The sequence below is a fragment of the Rhodanobacter sp. UC4452_H20 genome, assembly GCF_052978205.1.
The window spans coordinates 3,609,270-3,626,837 of the sequence record NZ_CM129662.1; the positions used below are offsets into that span (position 1 = coordinate 3,609,270).

13 protein-coding genes are annotated in these 17,568 nt (G+C 60.1%); 7 read left to right on the forward strand and 6 right to left on the reverse strand.

Annotation, left to right across the window (positions count from 1 at the left end; all coding sequences use genetic code 11):
• Positions 1-21 precede the first annotated feature (21 nt).
• On the reverse strand, positions 22-1,503 hold the full coding sequence (locus ACVCMC_RS16555; RefSeq protein ID WP_447098095.1) for a DUF2779 domain-containing protein: 1,482 nt from the start codon (positions 1,501-1,503) through the stop codon (positions 22-24).
• 848 nt (positions 1,504-2,351) lie between these two features.
• Between ACVCMC_RS16555 and ACVCMC_RS16560 the strand changes: the two genes are divergently transcribed.
• The 7 genes from ACVCMC_RS16560 to ACVCMC_RS16590 all read left to right on the forward strand — a co-directional run bounded on the left by ACVCMC_RS16560 (position 2,352) and on the right by ACVCMC_RS16590 (position 8,216).
• Positions 2,352-3,308: a DUF932 domain-containing protein gene (locus ACVCMC_RS16560; RefSeq protein ID WP_447098096.1), complete on the forward strand. Its 957-nt coding sequence runs from the start codon at positions 2,352-2,354 to the stop codon at positions 3,306-3,308.
• Positions 3,309-3,321: 13 nt separating this feature from the next.
• Entirely contained in the window at positions 3,322-3,774 is a 453-nt protein-coding gene (locus tag ACVCMC_RS16565; protein ID WP_447098097.1) for a hypothetical protein, read from the forward strand.
• An 80-nt stretch (positions 3,775-3,854) separates the two neighbouring features.
• Entirely contained in the window at positions 3,855-4,853 is a 999-nt protein-coding gene (locus ACVCMC_RS16570; RefSeq protein ID WP_447098098.1) for a YqaJ viral recombinase family nuclease, read from the forward strand.
• On the forward strand, positions 4,847-5,749 hold the full coding sequence (locus ACVCMC_RS16575; protein WP_447098099.1) for a recombination directionality factor: 903 nt from the start codon (positions 4,847-4,849) through the stop codon (positions 5,747-5,749). The genes ACVCMC_RS16570 and ACVCMC_RS16575 overlap by 7 nt, the downstream gene beginning before the upstream one ends.
• Before the next feature lie 124 nt (positions 5,750-5,873).
• Positions 5,874-6,440, forward strand: coding sequence for a hypothetical protein (locus ACVCMC_RS16580; protein ID WP_447098100.1), 567 nt, complete (start codon positions 5,874-5,876; stop codon positions 6,438-6,440).
• Positions 6,433-6,774, forward strand: coding sequence for a hypothetical protein (locus ACVCMC_RS16585; RefSeq protein WP_447098101.1), 342 nt, complete (start codon positions 6,433-6,435; stop codon positions 6,772-6,774). The genes ACVCMC_RS16580 and ACVCMC_RS16585 overlap by 8 nt, the downstream gene beginning before the upstream one ends.
• On the forward strand, positions 6,771-8,216 hold the full coding sequence (locus tag ACVCMC_RS16590) for a YfjI family protein (protein ID WP_447098102.1): 1,446 nt from the start codon (positions 6,771-6,773) through the stop codon (positions 8,214-8,216). Before ACVCMC_RS16585 ends, ACVCMC_RS16590 begins: the two co-directional genes overlap by 4 nt.
• Positions 8,217-8,368: 152 nt before the next feature.
• Here ACVCMC_RS16590 and ACVCMC_RS16595 read toward each other — a convergent pair whose 3' ends face one another.
• From ACVCMC_RS16595 to ACVCMC_RS16615, 5 genes are all read right to left on the reverse strand, one after another.
• Complete coding sequence (locus tag ACVCMC_RS16595) at positions 8,369-9,085, reverse strand: MobA/MobL family protein (RefSeq protein ID WP_447098103.1); 717 nt, start codon at positions 9,083-9,085, stop codon at positions 8,369-8,371.
• A gap of 233 nt (positions 9,086-9,318) precedes the next feature.
• Entirely contained in the window at positions 9,319-10,737 is a 1,419-nt protein-coding gene (locus ACVCMC_RS16600; protein ID WP_447098104.1) for a hypothetical protein, read from the reverse strand.
• Positions 10,738-10,754: 17 nt separating this feature from the next.
• Positions 10,755-13,820 carry a type III restriction-modification system endonuclease gene (locus tag ACVCMC_RS16605; RefSeq protein ID WP_447098105.1) on the reverse strand — a complete coding sequence of 1,022 codons (3,066 nt, stop codon included), beginning with the start codon at positions 13,818-13,820 and terminating at the stop codon, positions 10,755-10,757.
• Positions 13,821-13,924: 104 nt separating this feature from the next.
• Positions 13,925-15,583, reverse strand: coding sequence for an RNA-binding domain-containing protein (locus ACVCMC_RS16610; protein ID WP_447098106.1), 1,659 nt, complete (start codon positions 15,581-15,583; stop codon positions 13,925-13,927).
• Positions 15,584-15,592: 9 nt separating this feature from the next.
• A complete protein-coding gene (locus ACVCMC_RS16615; RefSeq protein ID WP_447098107.1) occupies positions 15,593-17,554 on the reverse strand; it encodes a site-specific DNA-methyltransferase in 1,962 nt (653 codons plus the stop codon).
• Positions 17,555-17,568 lie beyond the last annotated feature (14 nt).

The window sequence follows — 17,568 nt, forward strand, 5'->3', positions numbered from 1 at the left end:
TGGCCTCTGGCGCGGGACGGATCAACGGCCCGTCAGGGCTTGCAGCAGGCGAACCATCGCGATGGTGTCCCGACCGCAGTAGCGGCGCAGGGCCGTATCCAGAACGGTGCGCCGCTCGGTGGGCGTTTCCGGGTGGACGGCCTCCAGGTAGGCCAGTTGCGCCTGGCCGCCATCGGCCACATCGTCCAGGTCGTCGTAATCGAGCTCCGGGGCGATGGTGGGCAACACTTTCTTGATCGACCACGAGCCCAGCATGGCGGGGTGGTAGTAGTGCTCACGCGTGATGGGCAGCAGATCCACCATGCGTTCGTTCAAGGCCAGCAAGGCATCCGCCAGATCGGGAAACCAGTCGGCCAGTTCCTTGACCCGACCTGCTTCGAAGCTCCGGTTGTAAACGAGGATGGGGCCGCGTCTGCCGAGCGTGCGAAGCAAGGATTCCGCGAAGTCGCGGGTCGGATCGTCGCCGCTCAGGTCGAGGAAGACGCGTTCCTTAAGGCTGCCATCGCGCTGTTCGATCTGGCACGACCATTGGAAGGGGACTTGCTGATAGGGACGCGTGCCCGCCCAGCGCGGAATGGCGAAGTTGATCGTTTCGAAGTCGAGGTAATGGCGTGGATACCCGAGCTCGTCGAGTTGTTCGGCTGCAGCCGGGTCGAGAAAGGGTTTCCCCGTCACCGAGGCCTTGCGGATGCGCTGATGGATGGGGTTGGTCAGCCGTTCGGCGGGTACCTTGCGGAGATCCACGTAACCCTCGTCGAGTAGCGCGCGGGTGAGCGCGGCTGATCGCTTGAGGATCGTGACCGGATACTTGGGCTCCTGGGGCTCCTGCGCGCGGCAATGCTCGAAGAAGGGGCAGTCGAAAGGCTTGGAGCACTGCTCGCCCGTGGTGATGGATGGCTCGTCGCCACGCAGCACCTTCTGAAGTCTGCGTACCCAACCCGGGACTTGCTCGATGAGGTCGGCGATATCGGCCGTGATGTCCTCGGCCATCAGCAGGCCGTTGTAGTCGTCATCGCCCGCGTAAACGAACGCCGTGTCGATGTACGCCAGATACACGTGGCGAAGCGTGATGCCTGCGTTGCGGATCACCCAGGCTTGGATGGCGCAGTCGACCAGGTGGTAGTCCTTCGCGGAGGTGGAAGATTTCACCTCGATCAGGTCGTAGCCGCCCGGAATGGGCTTCAGGACATCTGCGCGAACCAGAACATCCTTGTGCTGGAAGGCCGCCTCGAACAGCGTCTTGCGTTTGCCTTTGCCTTGCAGCGCATCGGCGGTCTCGGCAAGGGCCTTGGCAGTGTCGTCCACGTGGCCGATTAGCAAGCCGGGTCCGTAAAGCTCTCTGGCCAGATCACCAACGGCGTTGCCGGTATCCAGCACAGCCTGATTCGCGGAAGAGGTCTCCATCGCATCGCGCCGATATGTGCCCAGCCACAGGCGACGTTCGCACTGGAGGCCAGCGACGATGCGCGACTTGGAGAGACGGGCTGCGGTGGGATTTGGCATTGGCGAGCCTGCGAAGCGGCGGATGGACGAGGATCATCCTAGCCACGATAACGACATGTAGTGTCGCTGGGAGAAACACGGCCGAGGGCGCGTCTGGCGACATTGAGTGCCGCTTCGAGATCGTGAAATGGGGCTTTCGATCATGAGGAAGCGTCATGAGCCCTGAGCTGGAGCAAGCCCTGTACGACCGGTACCCCCGCATTTTCGCAAACTGCCATGTTCCACCTCGCGAATGCAGCATGGGCTGGGGATGCATGGTGGGGGATGGCTGGTGTGCCTTGCTGGATGACCTTTGCAGCAAACTCCAGCGAGAAACCGATCAGCGCGGTGCGCCGCAGGTGGTGGCCGTGCAGGTGAAGGAGAAATTTGGCAGCTTGCGCTTTCGTGTGTGGGAGGCCTCGCTCCGTCAACGGGTCTGGATCAGACGTGCAGAAAGGGCATCGCTGCGCACCTGCGAAGTATGCGGACGTCCCGGATTCAGCAGAAATGCTTCGGAGGGTGAGGTAAGGACGCGTTGCGAACAGCATCACTCTCCGTAGCGGTTGTCGGTGTTGATTGGAAAAAGTTTCAGGCACATATCACCCACATGAGACAGGGGAGGCTCTGTCTCGCGTTTGGGCGCATCCGCCCTGAGGCGCCCATCGAGGGGGAGAAGCATGATCCCGCAGAAGGCTGACCCGCTGACCTGCGTGCTCGTTGTTGTCGCCACCTTGCTGTTGGGCTTTGCCCGCTGCAAGAGCGGCATCTCGAAAGCGCCCTGATCCAACCAACCCACGCGACATACGCCGAAGGCCCGGGGGATTCCCGGGCCTTCGGCGTTTATGCCGCCTCATCGAGAGGAAACGAACATGCATCTGGTCGAAACGATGGCCTATGCCGGCGAGACGCCGTGGCATGGCCTGGGCAAGAAGCTCGAAGCGCAACAGCCCATCGAAGTCTGGAAGGCCAACGCGGGCATGGACTGGGCGATTGAGGACGCTGAAGTCCGCTACGTCACCGGCCAGAACGGTCTGGGCGTGATCCAGGCCTTCCCCGAGCAGAAAGTGTTGTACCGCTCCGACACCAAGGCGCCGTTGGCCGTGGTCTCCAAGCGCTTCCAGGTCGTCCAGCCGGGCGAGATTCTGGAGTTCTACCGCGACCTCACCGAAGCGGGTGGCTTCGAGCTGGAAACGGCTGGCGTGCTGCGCGAAGGCCGCAAGTTCTGGGCGCTGGCGCGTACCGGCCAGAGCGTCAGCCTGAAGGGCCGCGACCGGGTGGATGGCTACCTGCTGCTGGCCACGGCCTGCGACGGCACGCTGGCGACCACGGCGCAGTTCACCAGCGTCCGGGTGGTGTGCAACAACACCTTGCAGATCGCACTGGGCAATACCAGCGGGGCTATCAAGGTGCCGCATCGCAGCCAGTTCGATCCGGAAGTGGTGAAGCGCCAGCTCGGCATCACGGTGTCGTCGTGGGATGGGTTCGTGGCGCGCATGAAGGCGCTGGTGGAGCGTCCGCTCGATCCGGACTCGGTGGAAGGACTGCTGCGTCGCGTGCTGACCTACGCAGGCCCGGACGGGAAGGTCTCGGTGGTCAACGAGCAAGCCGTCGCCAATGTCCGCGCTCTGTACGAGGGCGGTGGCCGCGGTGCGCTGATGGCTTCTAGCCGTGGCACGGCGTGGGGGCTGTTGAACGGCGTCACCGAGTTCATCGACCACCACCGCCGCGCACGCAGCGACGATCACCGCCGGGATGCGGCGTGGTTTGGGCAAGGTGCCCAGATCAAGCAGCGGGCGTGGGACGAAGTGATGAAGTTGGTGGCCTGACAGGAGGCATGTCATGGGACTCGACATGTATCTGGAAGCGAAGCTCCACCTGCCGCCCTACAGCGAGGAGCTGGCACCGGTTCGGCAAGCCATCGGCAAGGCCATTGGCTACACGCCACCCACGGAAAAGCCCGACAACGACGCGACCCTGATGGAGATCACGGGCGTGACCGTGCGGGTGGGCTACTGGCGAAAGTTCGATCCCCTGCACCGGTGGTTCGTGAACAACGTGCAGGAAGGCCACGACGACTGCCGGCCCGCCTACATCGCGCCCGATGTGCTGGCCGAGTTGGAAGAACAGCTCGATCAGGTGGACGACGATCCAGAGTCGGCCAGCGAATACTTCGTCAGCGAGGGCGACGAACCGATGACCGAAGGCGACGTCGACTACACCCTGCGCATCGTGGTGCAGGCTAAGAAGTTGCAGGAACGCGGCTGGGACATCTACTACCGCGCCAGTTGGTAACGCCACCTTGAAAAGTAACCACCCATCGCCCGGCTGATGCTTGCGCATCGGTCGGGCTTTTTTATGCCTGGAGGACACCGATGAACAAGCAAAGCGGAGCCGTGAGGCTGGTCGATACGAAGAAGTTGCCCTATGGGCAGTGGCTAGATGTGCGGCGCAATGGCATCGGCAGCTCGGATGCCGCTGCCGCCGTGGGCCTGTGTCCGTACAAGAGCCAGCTCGAACTCTGGATGGAAAAGACCGGTCGCACGCCGCCGGAAGAAGTACGCCCCGGACAGGACGATCCGCGCTACTGGGGCACCTTGCTGGAGCCGATGGTGGCCACGGCCTACCAGGAGCGCACCGGACGCAAGGTGCGCAAGCTCAACGCCGTGCTTCAACACCCGACGTTCCCGTTCATGCTGGCGAACATCGACCGGGAAATCGTCGGCGTGCCGGATGTGCAGGTGCTGGAGTGCAAAACGGCGGGCGAGTTCGGCTCGCGGCTGTGGAAGGACGGGGTTCCTGAGTACGTCCAGCTCCAAGTGCAGCACCAGTTGGCGGTCACGGGCAAAGCCGCCGCCGACGTGGCCGTGCTCCTGTGCGGGCAGCAACTGGAAATCCATCGCATCGAACGGGACGAGGAAGTGATCGCCCGGCTGGTGGTGCTGGAAGCCCGCTTCTGGGAGCACGTGGAAAAGGACATCCAGCCACCGGCGGATGGCAGCGCATCGGCGGCCACGGCCCTGCGTAAGCTCTATCGCGGCAACGACACCAGCCTGGACTTCACGGGCGATGAAGACCTTGGCCGCGCCTTCGATGCCTTGGCGACGCTCAAGGGTGAGCTGGAAGCGATGGAGGATGAAAGCGAATCGCTCAAGCAGGTGATCCAGCAAGCGATGGGCGACGCCAGCACGGCGCGCTTTGCCCACGGCGTCGTGACGTTCAAGCGATCCAAGGACGGCACCACGCTCGACACCAAACGGCTCATCGCCGAGTGCCCGGACGTCGCCGCCATGTACACCGTGACCCGCCCCGGCGCGCGCCGGTTCGTGCTGTCGCGGACTTCCGATAACGATGAGGGGACAGCGACATGCTGAAAGGTCTGGCAATCACCCCGCCCGTGATCGGGCGGATTTCCATTGGCCGGGTGGTGGAACGCAACGGCAAGCGCCTGCCGGAGAAGGACGACCAGTTCACCCTGACCAGCCAGGTACAGGGGCGCGATGGCTGGCTGCTGCATCCGCTGGACGAAAAGCTGCGCAAGGAAGCGGAAGGTCAGAAGCTGCGTTCGATCCCGGTGCGGCTGCTGTTCAACGATCCAAGCCTCAACCTGCGGGCCGACTACTCGCTGTTCGACCGCACCACGGGGCGACCGGTGTGTGTGGGCAATGGCGAGACTTGCCGGCGCTCGGGCAAGGAGGGCGTGGCCACGTTGCCCTGTTCGGGGCCGGATGCCTGCGCGTTCTCGCAAGGAGCCTGCAAGGCCTACGCCCGGCTCAACGTGGTTGTGGGGGAAGGCGATGACGATGCGCTGGGCAGCTTCGTGCTGCGCACCACGTCGTTCAACACCATTCGCACGCTGGCGGCACGGCTGGAGTATTTCAGCGCGGTGTCGGGTGGGCTACTGGCCTGCCTGCCGCTGGAACTGAAGCTGCGCGGCAAGTCCACCACGCAAAGCCACCGTGCACCGATCTACTACGTGGATCTGGTGGTGCGCGATGGGTTGACGCTGGAGCAGGCCATCGCCCAGGCCCGGGATCAGGACGAACAGCGCCGAGCCTGCGGGTTTGACCAGGGAGCACTGGACGAGTCAGCACGTCGGGGCTTCGCCAACGGTGCGTTCGAGGAGCTGGAAGAAGACGTGCCGGCGGTGGTGGAAGAGTTCTACCCCGAGGGTGGCGGCGGGCAGCGCGCGGAAGTCTGCGAATCCACGGGCTCGGGCCTGAAAGGTCGCCTCGAAGCGCGTGTAGAGGCAGCTGGCCACGGTGGATAACCACGGAGGAAACGGCAATGTTCGCAATCGTAGGTGGGGTGGTGGTGTACGGCTTTGCCCTGTACGGGCTGGTGCGCTTCCTTCAAGGTAAGGAAAGCGGTTCTGATGAGTAGTTAAACCAGTGGTGCAAGCGGTGCGTAATGAAGAGAAGGGGCACGCTGAGGCGTGCCCCTTCTCGTTGATAAGTAACTGTTTTTTTTGGCTGATTGCGGCGGTGGTCAACGAGCACGTGGGAGTGGCTGCAAAAACTTTGATTTTTTCCCCGGCGACCAAAATCGGCGAAATGGATGGAATGGATTCACGGCCAGTACGAAGCGGCCGTACTTCGACCAAACAGGAGAAATCCATGCATCAGGCAAGGCACCACAACCCCAGTGCGCGTAATCGACCGAAGCGGTCGGTTGCACGCGCACAGCATATCCACTCACCCCCTTTGTTGGCTACGACGTGGAAGCCCGATGGGCCCACCGTTCGGTTTCATGAACTGCTGAAGGTGGTCCGCGTTGGCCGGAGCACCGCCTACAGCATCTTCAAGAACGACCCGACGTTTCCGAAAGGTACGCCGCTTTTCGATTCACCCCGCTCGCCTCGCATCTGGTGGTACGACCAGGTGATCGCGTGGCTGCGTGATCGCGAGGCGAAGGCAAACACCACCACCAACAACACCATCAAGGAACACGAGTATGTCTGAGAACGAGGAATTCGAGCGCTTCATCGGTGAGCTGCAGGCGATCCAGCCCAGCAGTCGGCGCCGCAACAGCGAAGCCTTCGGTGAAGCGTTCGAAGAGATCGAGCACCGTCTGGCTGCGAAAGTGCCGCAGAAGTCGATCCTGGCGGCTTTCAACAACGCCTATGACTTGAAGGTCAGCCCGGCCGGTTTTCGGCTGCTCCTTGAAGCCGAGCGGGAACGTCGCCGGGTGAGCGGGCAGGTGGTGGTGTGCCGCTCTTGCAACCGCCCGCTTGGAGATGACGGCCAGCAGGCGCCCACAGAAGAAGCCGCTTACGCCGAAGGAGAAGAAGCATGAACGGCAGTAACTATGGGTCGCGACCTTACCCGCTGGATGCCTTCTTGATCTTGCTGCGCAACACGGCGTATGAGTTGCAGCGCAACGTCCAAGCGCCGGATGCGCTGATCGGGATGGGGCTGGTAGCCGGGATGTCGACGTCGTGCCAGGGGCTGTTCGACGTGAAGCTCCCGACCGGACAGCGCCGACCGACGTCGCTGTATCTGTGCGGTGTGGCCGAATCTGGCGAACGCAAGAGCACCGTGGACGCTTTGGTCTTCGCGCCGCTGTATGAGCATGATCGCCGCAAAGCCGTGGCATATCAGGCTGCGCTGGATAGCTATCACGCTGAGCGTGAGGCATGGGAGGCAAAAAGCCAGGGTCTGCGAAATCGTCTCGCCAAGGCGGTCAGCAAAGGTGAGTCGATTGAGGCGATCCAGGCAGAGATGGCGCAGCACGCCAAGCTGAAGCCGAAGAAGCCGCGGCTGCGGCGCTTCATGCGCCAGAACATCACGGCGCGGGCCATCATGGACTCGCTCGATGGCGAAGGCGAATCCATCGCGATCACGACTGATGAAGGTCAGGTGATGTTCAAGAGCGAGGCGATGGCGCAGCTCGGTTTGCTGAACAAGGCATGGGATGGAGCGCCGATGCTGACGCTGGATCGAGCTGACTTCGACAATGTCTTGGTCATGAATCCTCGCGTGACGATCAGCATCATGACTCAGAAGTCAGTGCTCCAGGCCTATCTGGCCAAGCATGGCGAGATCGCGAAAGGGTCGGGTCACTGGGCGCGGTACCTCGTGGGCTGGCCTGAATCGACACAGGGGTTCCGGCAGGTCAGCACCGAAGAACTGGTTTGGGAGTGCCTGCCGGCTTTTCATGCACGGATGCGTGAGTTGTTGGAGCAGTTCGATGCAATCGCTGGATCGGGTGAGATCGAGCGTGAACTGGTTGAGTTCTCGGACGACGCAAAGGCGCGCTGGTTCGATCTGGCAAGGCAGACGGAGTGGATGCTTCGGCCTGGCGACTACCTGCACGACATCAACGACTTCGCGTCGAAGATCATGGAGCTGCTTGGTCGGTTGGCCGCCGTGTTCCACTGCTTCAGCGGCGAGGAAGGCAAGATCACGTTGGATACGCTGGAGCGCGCATTCACGGTGGTGCAGTGGCACCTGGACGAATACAAGCGGCTGTTCTCACCGCAGTTCGTGCTCTCGCAAGAGCAGGTCGATGCACAAGCCGTGCTGAAGTACCTTCGCGAGTGTGTCTGGCGTGGGCCCAACTCCGATACATACATCCCGAAGAACCATGTGCTGCGGTACGGGCCCGTTCGCAATCGTGATCGGCTCAACGCTGCCCTTCGCCTCCTTGAAGGTCAACAGGCCGTGTGGATCGTGGTCGCCCCCAAGGGCAAGCAGCGCTTCGTTCGGCTGAGCGACTGGTATTTCGGCGGCCTGTAGCCGCTGGTTGTGATCCTGAAGCCCCGGTCAGCAATGGCCGGGGCTTTTTGCTTGAGAGCCTGCCCGCTGGCCGATTGGCAAGAAAACCACGCGACTCTTGCGATTTTGTCGCAGAATCGCGTGGGCGGCAGATGGCCAATGGCACCCGCTAGTCACGTTGCGGCGCCCCCGGTGCGCAGCGCGGCGAATTGGGCTTTCTCGTCGTCGGACATGTTCTTGACGCGTGTAGGCCCCAGGTGGCGCTCTGGGCGGCGTTGCAGGCCTTGCTCGCGCAAACTGCGGTGATCCACCCTGGCAGCGAAGCCGTGCTCGGCAAGCGCCTGGTTCTGAATGTCGGCAATCTTCTTTCGTGTGGCGATGACTTCATCGCGAAGCACCATCGGGCTCTTGCCGCCGCTGTCCTTGCGACATCCACCCGCTTCAGGTTGCTTCGGGTTGTACCTCGAAAACATCCGTTCCGGAGGTCGACTGATCCCGTCCTGTACCCTGTCCGAGTACATCAAGTGCATGTGGGGGTTCGTGATGCCGCCAAGCTTTCCTTCGGGAGCATGGATAGCAAACTGGAAGGGCTTGCTCCCTACCAGTTCGTGAGCAAGCTGTTCCGCAAGCGCACGGTTCTGCTCCAAGCTGAGTTCGTTCGGCAGGGCGATCACGTGTTCGCGATACACCGCTCCATTGGCTCGTTCGTAAGTGTCCGCAGCCTTCCAGAATGTCGCAGGATTCCCGCCTGCCCAGTCGGGGAGGTTCCCATTCTCGGCATGGATCAGATCCTCGCGGCCCTCATACCTGCCAAGACGTTCAATGTAAGCCGCGTGTTCCTTGGCGGCACCCTTCTTGCCGCTCTTGATCCGATGATGAAAGCTAGCCATGTGCGTACTACCCTTTCTCGCTGGTCAATAAAAAAGCCGGCAAGGATCATCCTTGCCGGCCGCTTTGGAGATGAATTTCGCTGTTTTGGCGAAGAGTAAGGGGAAACGGTATGTGCGCGTCCGCAATCCCCCCCCCTATAACAGTAATTCTAGGCCAAGCACTTCACTGCTAATTGACTGTTCTCAAGACACCGATTCCACCTTCATATACTTAGATGTGGTGATGTAAGAATTTACTCAACCTGAGTGATGTCTGCAGCTCTGAATGCTTCCAGTGTGCAATATTGGTAGAAACGCTGAACGGCATGGTCACAAATGGAAACGTCATTGGATAGATAACACTCGGAGTATTTGGTCAGCCGGGCAAGCTGAAGCTCCATCCAAGCTGCGTAGCGACTTTGTTGCCCCGTGATTGCCATGTAGAACTGGTTGAAGCGACTAAACAGCAATTGGTTGATGCCGTGCGGTATGTAGTCGTGCTCGAAAAGTTCCTTGGTATCCCTGGTGTCGTCCATCTGGCGCAGCACCCCAGTACCTTTGTCGGACTGCTTCTGTCCCAACCAATAGGCCGAGTAATTTGTCTTCACCTTCTGCTGGTGGCGGATGGTGCATAGGGCAGCGACACTGTCAGCGACCGAAATGTTTTGCGTGTCCAGTGGAATGATGCCCCATTCGTGATGGACATATGCGCCAAGTACTTTGCTGGCTGCATTAACAATTTTCAGAATGTCTCTTCGCTCACTGGTATAGCCAGTGACATCTTGTACCAGCTTGGCTAATGCCAGTGCGTGGGCGTCGACAAAGTCGGTGAATGTCGCTACGGAAGTTATGGGTGTTGCGTAATGAACCGTCAGCTTCAAGGTGCCGGAGAGCTCGCTGCAAAACTCCTCAATCTCTTCCTTGATCGAGTTTGCTTGGCCCTTGACTTGTGATAGGTCAATTACTTCTTGATATTCACCAACAAAGTTAAGAAATGGAAGGATGCGTAAATACGTGTATATTGCTTCGTGTAGCGGACGATCCGACTTGCGTGATGTCGGTTTGTAATTATTTACTGCCTTCCCGAGATGGGTGAATGCCTTGGCTATCGCCGCGGGCTTTCCGCTATGTCTTGCGTAGACGGGTTCGAGAATTTCGAGATTCTCCGTTGCTATGCATTCAAGCAGCTTCGGATAGGTCAGGAAAGAAGTGTCAATCTTGCGCAGTACAACTGGATCAACTTCTTTGCTCAATGCCGACAGCAGGTGATCGACGATGGCAATGCCCTTCTGATTTCTCGAAGGTGATTCGGTGGTATAGAACTCCAGCGTGGGCTTGCCGCCTCGAAGCGGCGACTTGAGTAGTCTGAAGAGCTGTGTGTCGCTGGTGTCGTTTGTTACGTAAAGAAGCTTGATGGTCTTCAACGTCGACAGAGGGACATCTTGAGCGAGTTTCAACGTGCCTATGCCAGCAACTTCGTCCAAGAATGCGAGCACGCCGCTTAGCGAGTCGAAAGTGACAGCTGTTCCATTTGATTCACTTTTCTTCGCATCGACGCCGGTGGCTGTCTTGAGCTTTTCGTAATTGAGCTCGTCGATCAGGTCTTTAATGGTGCCGGTTTGCGTTCCGCTGGGATCAAGGTTGCTGCCGAAGTCGAAACGGGGCTTGTACACGGTGGATTCCTTGCTTGTCACTTCACGATCTCCATCAGCTTGCTGAAGCTATCTACCACCGCGTACTTGACGTTCTCGGGTGCGTAGCGGCGGTTCATCTCGTCGAAGAACTTGTGGGCGCACTTGATCTTGGTCTTCTCGATCTCACGCAGCTCCATGGTGGACATGGAGCCTTTGGTCTCGGCGACGAAGTAGATGTGCTTGACCTTGCCTTCCTTGAAGCTGATGGCCCAGTCGGGGTTGTAGTCGCCTACGGGGGTTGGAATGAGGAAGCCCCGGGGCAGCTTGGCGTAGACCATCACGTCCGTGCTGGTGTCCAGGTTGCTCACGAACTGGCGCTCCACCTTGGAGTCGGTGACCACGTAGTCGTAGATGTGGTGCTGAAGCTTGCCACCGGCGTTGGTAAAGTCCTGACGGCTCTGACTGGCAGTGAAGATGTCTAGGTCGTAGATTTCTTCCACCGGGTCATAGGCTATGTGTTCGACGATCACGGTGGCTTTCTGCTCGTTGATGAGCCGGATCGCCTCGGCGATGAAGCTTTCAGGGTTGGTCTTGAACTGGGCGAACACCGCCACGTTCATGCCCTTCAGGATGTCAGCGATGGTGCGGCGCGTGAGCTGGGTGCCTTCGGCGAGCTTGCCGATCAGGTCGTAGCGCACCAGCGAGTGGATCGAGGCGCGATGGTTCCCCACTTCGCTCTCGGTGATCCGGAAGCCCTTTCCGGCGACGATGTCTTCGTAGGTTGCCTGCTCTGCCTGCGTGCCTGCCTGGATGACGTACTGGAGCGGGGTGACCCGCAAGCCTTCGTCCTTGTCGTTGAGCTTCGCGACGGCCTTGCGAACCAGCTCGTCGCTGTCGAAGTGCACGCTGTAGGCCGCCTTGCGGTTGATGCGGCTCCACAACGCCTTGAACTCTTGCTTGTCGAAGTTTGCGTTGAGAGGGTTCGTTTTCGGCTTGCGGCCATCAGTGATATCGGGAAGCTGCGCCAGGCTGAAGACGCTGTCGATGAGGGCGACGACCTGGTCGGTGTATGGCTTCAGTTCGGCTGGCAGCTCCGCCAGCGTGCCGTCCTTGCGGGCTTGGTGGTACGCATCAGCAATACCGTCGCTGTCGTCGGTGTAATCGTTCTTGAGCAGATACTTGTAGATCTGCTTGGCCATGGTCGGCGTGACTTCTACGTCGCCTTGCTCGGTCTTGAGCAGCTTGCCGGTGAAGTAGTGTTCATCGGCCTTGCGCGGTCGCTCGGCAAGCGACTTGCTGATGTCGTCCTGCAGCCCAGCCACAAAGTCCTTGTAACTCTCACTGGCCACCACGGTCAGCACGTTGATGTCGTGCACCGTCGCCGGGTTGTCCATGCGGTCGCCTTGCTGGTTCACCGATAGCCGAAGGCCGCGGCCTACTTCTTGTCGGCGGGAGACCGTGTTGTCGCTGTGCTTGAGCGCGCAGATGACGAATACATTGGGGTTGTCCCAGCCCTCGCGCAATGCCGAGTGCGAAAAGATGAAACGCACCGGTTCGTTCAACGACAGCAAGCGCTCCTTGTCCTTCAGGATGAGATCGTAGGCGTCGGTGTCGTCAGACTGTCCGGCGTTCTCGCCACGCTTGGTGACCGTCGGGTCGGTCAGGTGCTTGGTCTTCTTGTCGATGGAAAAGTAGCCACTGTGGGTGTTCTCCGGAGCGATGCCTTTCAGGTACTTCGTCCAAGGCGTTTCTTCAAGGCCGATCACCTCGTTCAAGTAGTCTCGGTACTCCTCCTCGAAGACTCGGGCGTATTCGCCCTTGTCATCGGCGGCCGTGTAGTCGCGGTATTTCGCTACCTCATCGATGAAGAACAGCGAGAGCACCTTCACGCCTTGCGTGAACAGGGCTTGTTCCTTGTCGAAATGCGCCTTGATCGCCTCGCGGATCTGGATGCGGCGCAGCGCCGTTTCGTTCACGTCGCCCGTGGCGTCGCCCACGATGAGCTGTACGCCGTTGGTGAAGGTCAGGGTGTCGCTGTTGGCATTGATGTCCGATACCGTGAAGCCGGTGCGGTACTCGTCCAGTTCGTTGGATAGGGTGAATAGGTTGTCGCTCTTGCCCAGCTTGCGCACTACGCGCTTGATCTTGCCACCCGCCAGCTTCTGCTCGAACTCCACGCGCGCTTCCGGCGGTTTCTTGGGCGAGATGTCGATGGATTGCAAGTAGAGGTAGGCATTCGTGCCTGCTAGGCCCTTCATGGTGATGCCGCGCACGGCAATCTTCTTCACCAGCTTCTGGTTGTAGGCGTCGAGCGCATCCAGGCGGTGGATTTGGTTGTGCCGGGTCTTGTGCGTGGCTGAGTAGCGCAGCACGAACAGCGGTTTGAAGTTCACCAGCGAATCCAGCGTCTTGCCTCCTTCCATCTTCTGGGGCTCGTCCAGAATCAGGATGGGGCGGTTGGCGCTGATGACGTCGATGGGTTTGCGGGACTGGAAGTCGTCCAACGCCTCGTAGATGCGCCGGTTGTCCTTGCCGGTGGCGTTGAAGGCCTGCACGTTGATGACCATCACGTTGATGCCCGCGTCGGAGGCGAAGCTTTCGAGCTGGTGCAGCTGCTTGGAGTCGTAGATGAAGAACCTGGCCTTTTTGCCGTAGGTCTCCAGGAAATGGTCGGCGGTGATCTTCAGCGACTTGGCCACGCCCTCGCGGATGGCGATGGAGGGCACCACCACGATGAACTTGCTCCAGCCGTAGCGCTGGTTCAGCTCGAACATGGTCTTGATGTAGCAGTAGGTCTTCCCTGTGCCGGTTTCCATCTCGATGTCGAGGTTGAGCGGCGACACCTTGGTCTTCACCAGCGACGGAGAGAGTGGCAGGTTCTGCTGGCGCTGCACCTGCTGCACGTTGCCTAGCAGCGTCTGCTCGGTCAGCAGCAGGTCGGCGTTCCTGAAGCCATCGCCACCAGCTAGGGTGCTGCCGATGGTCTGGCCTTTGGCCAGCTTGCCGGGGTCGATGCGGTAGCTGACGGCCCTGGCGCTGGCGGGCGGCTGGCCCTCGAAGCAGTCCACCACGGACTGTACGGCGGCGGTCTGGTAGGGCTGGATCTTGAACTTGAGCTTCATGGTGTTCCTGCTGGCGCTTCTTTCTGCAAGCTCTCTGCAGGGCGGCCTGCAGAAAGGCGCAAGTCATTGATTTATAGTGATGTTGTTTCGGGCGAAGAGGGGCTTCATTCTGCAAGCTTCCAGACCGGCTGCCCGCGGCTTCCGGTGTTGCGGATACGACCCTTGCGCCGCAGGTTGGTCAGCAGGTTGGCGATCTTGTTGTCCTTTTGCTTGTCGTCCAGCGCGTCGCTCAGCTTGCCCATCAGCAGCCCGTTGATATCCGTGCGGCTTGCCGAGCCTTTCAGCGTCAGGTAGTCGGTAATGAGCTTGGCGTAATAGTCGTCATCCTGGGCGCGCGTGCGGAGGTAGTCGGCGACGCTGGCGGTGGCCTTGGCAACCTCGGCGGAAACGAAGTAGTTCGGCTTGCGACCCTCGATCAACCCCGCCTTGCGCAGATGGGTGGCGACGGCGTCCGGAATCGACAGCTTCTTCTGCACGCGATCCAGCGCCAGCACGTCCGCCAACGGCAGGTCGGTGCGCTGGATCAACAGGCGGCTGTAGGCGGGATCGACCACGCCACCGTAGATCGTCATCTTCACAGCTCCGGCCTCGCCAAGGTCGTAGTCGGGCATCGGGAAGTAGCGCCGTGCCTGGCGAACGTACATGTCGTGGATGCCGTAGCCCATGGTGTCGATCATGTTCAGCTCGGCCATCGCCTGCGCGAGGAAGGGGTTGCGGTAGCGCCGGGGGAGCTTGGTGCCGGTGATGTAGTCGTCAGGGCTTCCCTCGTAAAAGCTGCCCTCGTTCTCGAACACCAGCCGGTCGGGTAGCTCCGTCACCACCACGCGGCCGTTGCGCGTGTAGTCCTGGTGGGCGATGCAATTGTGCAGGGATTCCAGCACGATCTTCTGGTCGTACTTGGCCACCTCTACGGGCACCAGTTCGTCCTGCGGCAGGATGCGCAACTGGATGTTGCGGATGCGCTGGTACAGGCGAGTGGTGCTCAGCAGGAAGGGTGGGCCGAAATGCTCGTAGGCGCGCTCCTGGCCCACCAGGCTCCATGTCAGCTGCGCGGGGTGGGGCGAAAGGCGGTGGGCTGACTCGGCCTTGCCCAGCAGGAGCAGGGCGGTGCGGGTAATCCGGCCCTCTCGCGTGACACGCGCCCGATCAAGGAAGGTGGCTAGAGGCCACGCCGCCACGGCTTCTGGCGCAAAGCTGTTGGCATGTTTCTGCGCGAAAGACTCGCGCGCCCGGCTGGTGGCGGTTTCGTCCAGGTCGGCCAACGAGGCGTCGTCAACGAACTGCGCCGTCCAATCCTGCGTAAGGGTCTGGTTGCGGATTTCGTCCAGCTTGTCCAGGCCCAGCGGCACCAGGCTCTCCCCAGCACGCGCGTAGTAGTGGCCCTTCCACGAAATGGCGATGCCGCGTGGTGCGGCGGGAATCTGGAACAACAACACCCGGCCATCGGTGTGTGGCAGCACGTGGATGTCGCGAAAGGTCAGCCGTGGGTCGCTGTTCTGCGTGATCTGCATCTTCAGCTGTTGCAGGTGCTCCGCCTTGGTGCGGTAGTCCGTGCCAACCACGCGGCGGGTCTTGTTGTTCACGCCGAATACCAGCCAGCCGGCGTCGGCCCCACGCAAATTGGCCTCGTTCGCCAGCGCGGAGAAATACTTGCCGATGTCGTCGGTGCTGTAGTCGCTGCCGGCCTGCTTGAACTCCACCACCTCGTTCTCCCAGGTGGCGATCAGGCTTTCCAACAATTGGGTGAGGTCGTGCTTCTCCATGGTGCGACCTTACAGGCACTTCACTTCGGTGCTGGGCGAAAGCAGCTTGAAGATCTGTTCGATGTTGATCTTCACCGTGCTGTCCTTGAAACCGGCATCGCGGAAAACCGCACGTAGAGGTTTGTGAGTGGCCAGCTCCTTGGCGAAGGCATCGTCGATGCCGCCGTCGTGGTCGAAGCAGGCAGCTAGTGCGTTGCCGTCCACGAACAAGACGTCCTTGCCCTGGATGACCTTTTTTTCGACGGGTAGGGCAAGGTCGACACCCCAGTCCAGCATCACCTGGAACAGCAGGTCTTCCGCGCTGCGATCAGGTTTGATGTTGTCGACAGCATTGAACAAGCCTTCCTGGGTGACGGCGTCGGGGGTGTAGAACACGTCGGCCATGTTGGAACTGTCAATCTTGAGGACGCGGAAGCCGACATCTAGACCGGTAGCGTTTCGGTTCTCGGCTACTTTAATTCCGGCCTTGCGCAGTCGCTCCTTGGTGATCTCGGCAATGGTGCTGTACCCAGTTCGACCGGTTGCTTCAGGAATCTGAGCAAGCACGAACCGCCGCTTAGAGCCATGGGCCATGTTCACCTTCATCACCGCATGCCCCGTGCTGCCGGAGCCAGCAAAGAAATCCAGAATGATGTCATTAGGCTTGGTGGCCAGTTCGATCAATTCAGACAAGACATCGGTGTTCTTCGGAAACGGAAACCAGCCTTTACCGACAAGCTCTTCGACCTCAAGGGTGGCGGAACGACCGTCCCTGTAGAACACGGACGAGTAGGGCTCACTATCGATTTCGAACAGGTAGCTCTTTCGGTTGGGGATCGTTGTTTCGTCAGGGCCAAAGTGAATCCGTTGCGGATTCTGAGCAAGCGCCCACTTCGTCTTCTCTTCATCCCACCGCCATCCAGTCGATGGCTTCTTGCATGATTTGCCAGTGCTGGGATGAAAAATGTCATGCCGTGGTCTGGATTCGCGTCCGTCGTCGGGTCCTGCGAAGTCTGCGGCAAAGTAGAGGCCACGATCATCCGACCAGTTGTAGTGCTTGTGGGCCTTTCGTGGATCGCTCTTCGGGAGACCCTTGTACCAAGCCAGCATTTCAGCTCGGATAGCCTCGTGATCGCTCCTATGTTGTTCCCTCAACTCAGCGTACTTGGAGAGGACCTGATCGGCTCCTTCCTTCGGACGACGCCAAGGGCCACTCGCCAGTACGGCGTGCTTGTCGCGGACATAGCACAGAACGTACTCGTGAACGTTGGCGATGAGTTTCGAGTCGCCTTTTTTTGAGCGTTGCCAGACTACTTGGCCGATAAAATTTTCTTCGCCGAAGATCTCGTTGCAGACCTTCCGTAGGTTGTCCACTTCGTTATCGTCAATCGAGATGAAGATGGAGCCATCGGCGCGAAGAAGATTGCGCGCAAGCTTCAGCCTCGAAAAAATCATGCTCAACCAGTCCGAATGGAAGCGCCCATTGGCTTCGGTGTTCGCGACCAGTCGTCCACCCTCGGAATCGGTTTGCCCAGATTGCTGCGTGTAGTTCGAGCTGTCGCTGCTGAAGTCGTCCTTGTAGATAAAGTCATTGCCTGTGTTATACGGCGGGTCGATGTAGATCATCTTCACCTTGCCCAGATACGTCTCCTGCAACAACTTGAGCGCCTCCAGGTTGTCGCCTTCGATGAACAGGTTCCTGGTCGTGTCGAAGGCCACGCTTTCATCTCGCATTGGGCGCAAGGTCTTGGCAATCGATTCGTTGGCCGTCAGCAGCGCCTTGCGCTTGCCCGGCCAGTCGAGTTGGTAGCGCTCCTGCGGCCCTTCCACCAGCGACCCGGACAGCTCCTGCCGCAGTAGGTCAAAGTCCACCGCCAGCTTCACGCTGCCATCCTCGCCCCGTGCCTCGGTCACGCAGCCCGGAAACATCTCGCGTATCCGCGCGAGGTTGTCCTGGCTGAGGTCGGGCGAGTGCATCTTCAACTTTTCCATCTTGTGCTTCCTTG

Excerpts from the sequence above, each read along its gene's own strand:
- ACVCMC_RS16555 (WP_447098095.1), bottom strand. The coding sequence starts at position 1,503 with ATGCCAAATCCCACCGCAGCCCGTCTCTCCAAGTCGCGCATCGTCGCT.
- ACVCMC_RS16560 (WP_447098096.1), top strand. The coding sequence starts at position 2,352 with ATGCATCTGGTCGAAACGATGGCCTATGCCGGCGAGACGCCGTGGCAT.
- ACVCMC_RS16565 (WP_447098097.1), top strand. The coding sequence starts at position 3,322 with ATGGGACTCGACATGTATCTGGAAGCGAAGCTCCACCTGCCGCCCTAC.
- ACVCMC_RS16570 (WP_447098098.1), top strand. The coding sequence starts at position 3,855 with ATGAACAAGCAAAGCGGAGCCGTGAGGCTGGTCGATACGAAGAAGTTG.
- ACVCMC_RS16575 (WP_447098099.1), top strand. The coding sequence starts at position 4,847 with ATGCTGAAAGGTCTGGCAATCACCCCGCCCGTGATCGGGCGGATTTCC.
- ACVCMC_RS16585 (WP_447098101.1), top strand. The coding sequence starts at position 6,433 with ATGTCTGAGAACGAGGAATTCGAGCGCTTCATCGGTGAGCTGCAGGCG.
- ACVCMC_RS16590 (WP_447098102.1), top strand. The coding sequence starts at position 6,771 with ATGAACGGCAGTAACTATGGGTCGCGACCTTACCCGCTGGATGCCTTC.
- ACVCMC_RS16595 (WP_447098103.1), bottom strand. The coding sequence starts at position 9,085 with ATGGCTAGCTTTCATCATCGGATCAAGAGCGGCAAGAAGGGTGCCGCC.
- ACVCMC_RS16605 (WP_447098105.1), bottom strand. The coding sequence starts at position 13,820 with ATGAAGCTCAAGTTCAAGATCCAGCCCTACCAGACCGCCGCCGTACAG.
- ACVCMC_RS16610 (WP_447098106.1), bottom strand. The coding sequence starts at position 15,583 with ATGGAGAAGCACGACCTCACCCAATTGTTGGAAAGCCTGATCGCCACC.
- ACVCMC_RS16615 (WP_447098107.1), bottom strand. The coding sequence starts at position 17,554 with ATGGAAAAGTTGAAGATGCACTCGCCCGACCTCAGCCAGGACAACCTC.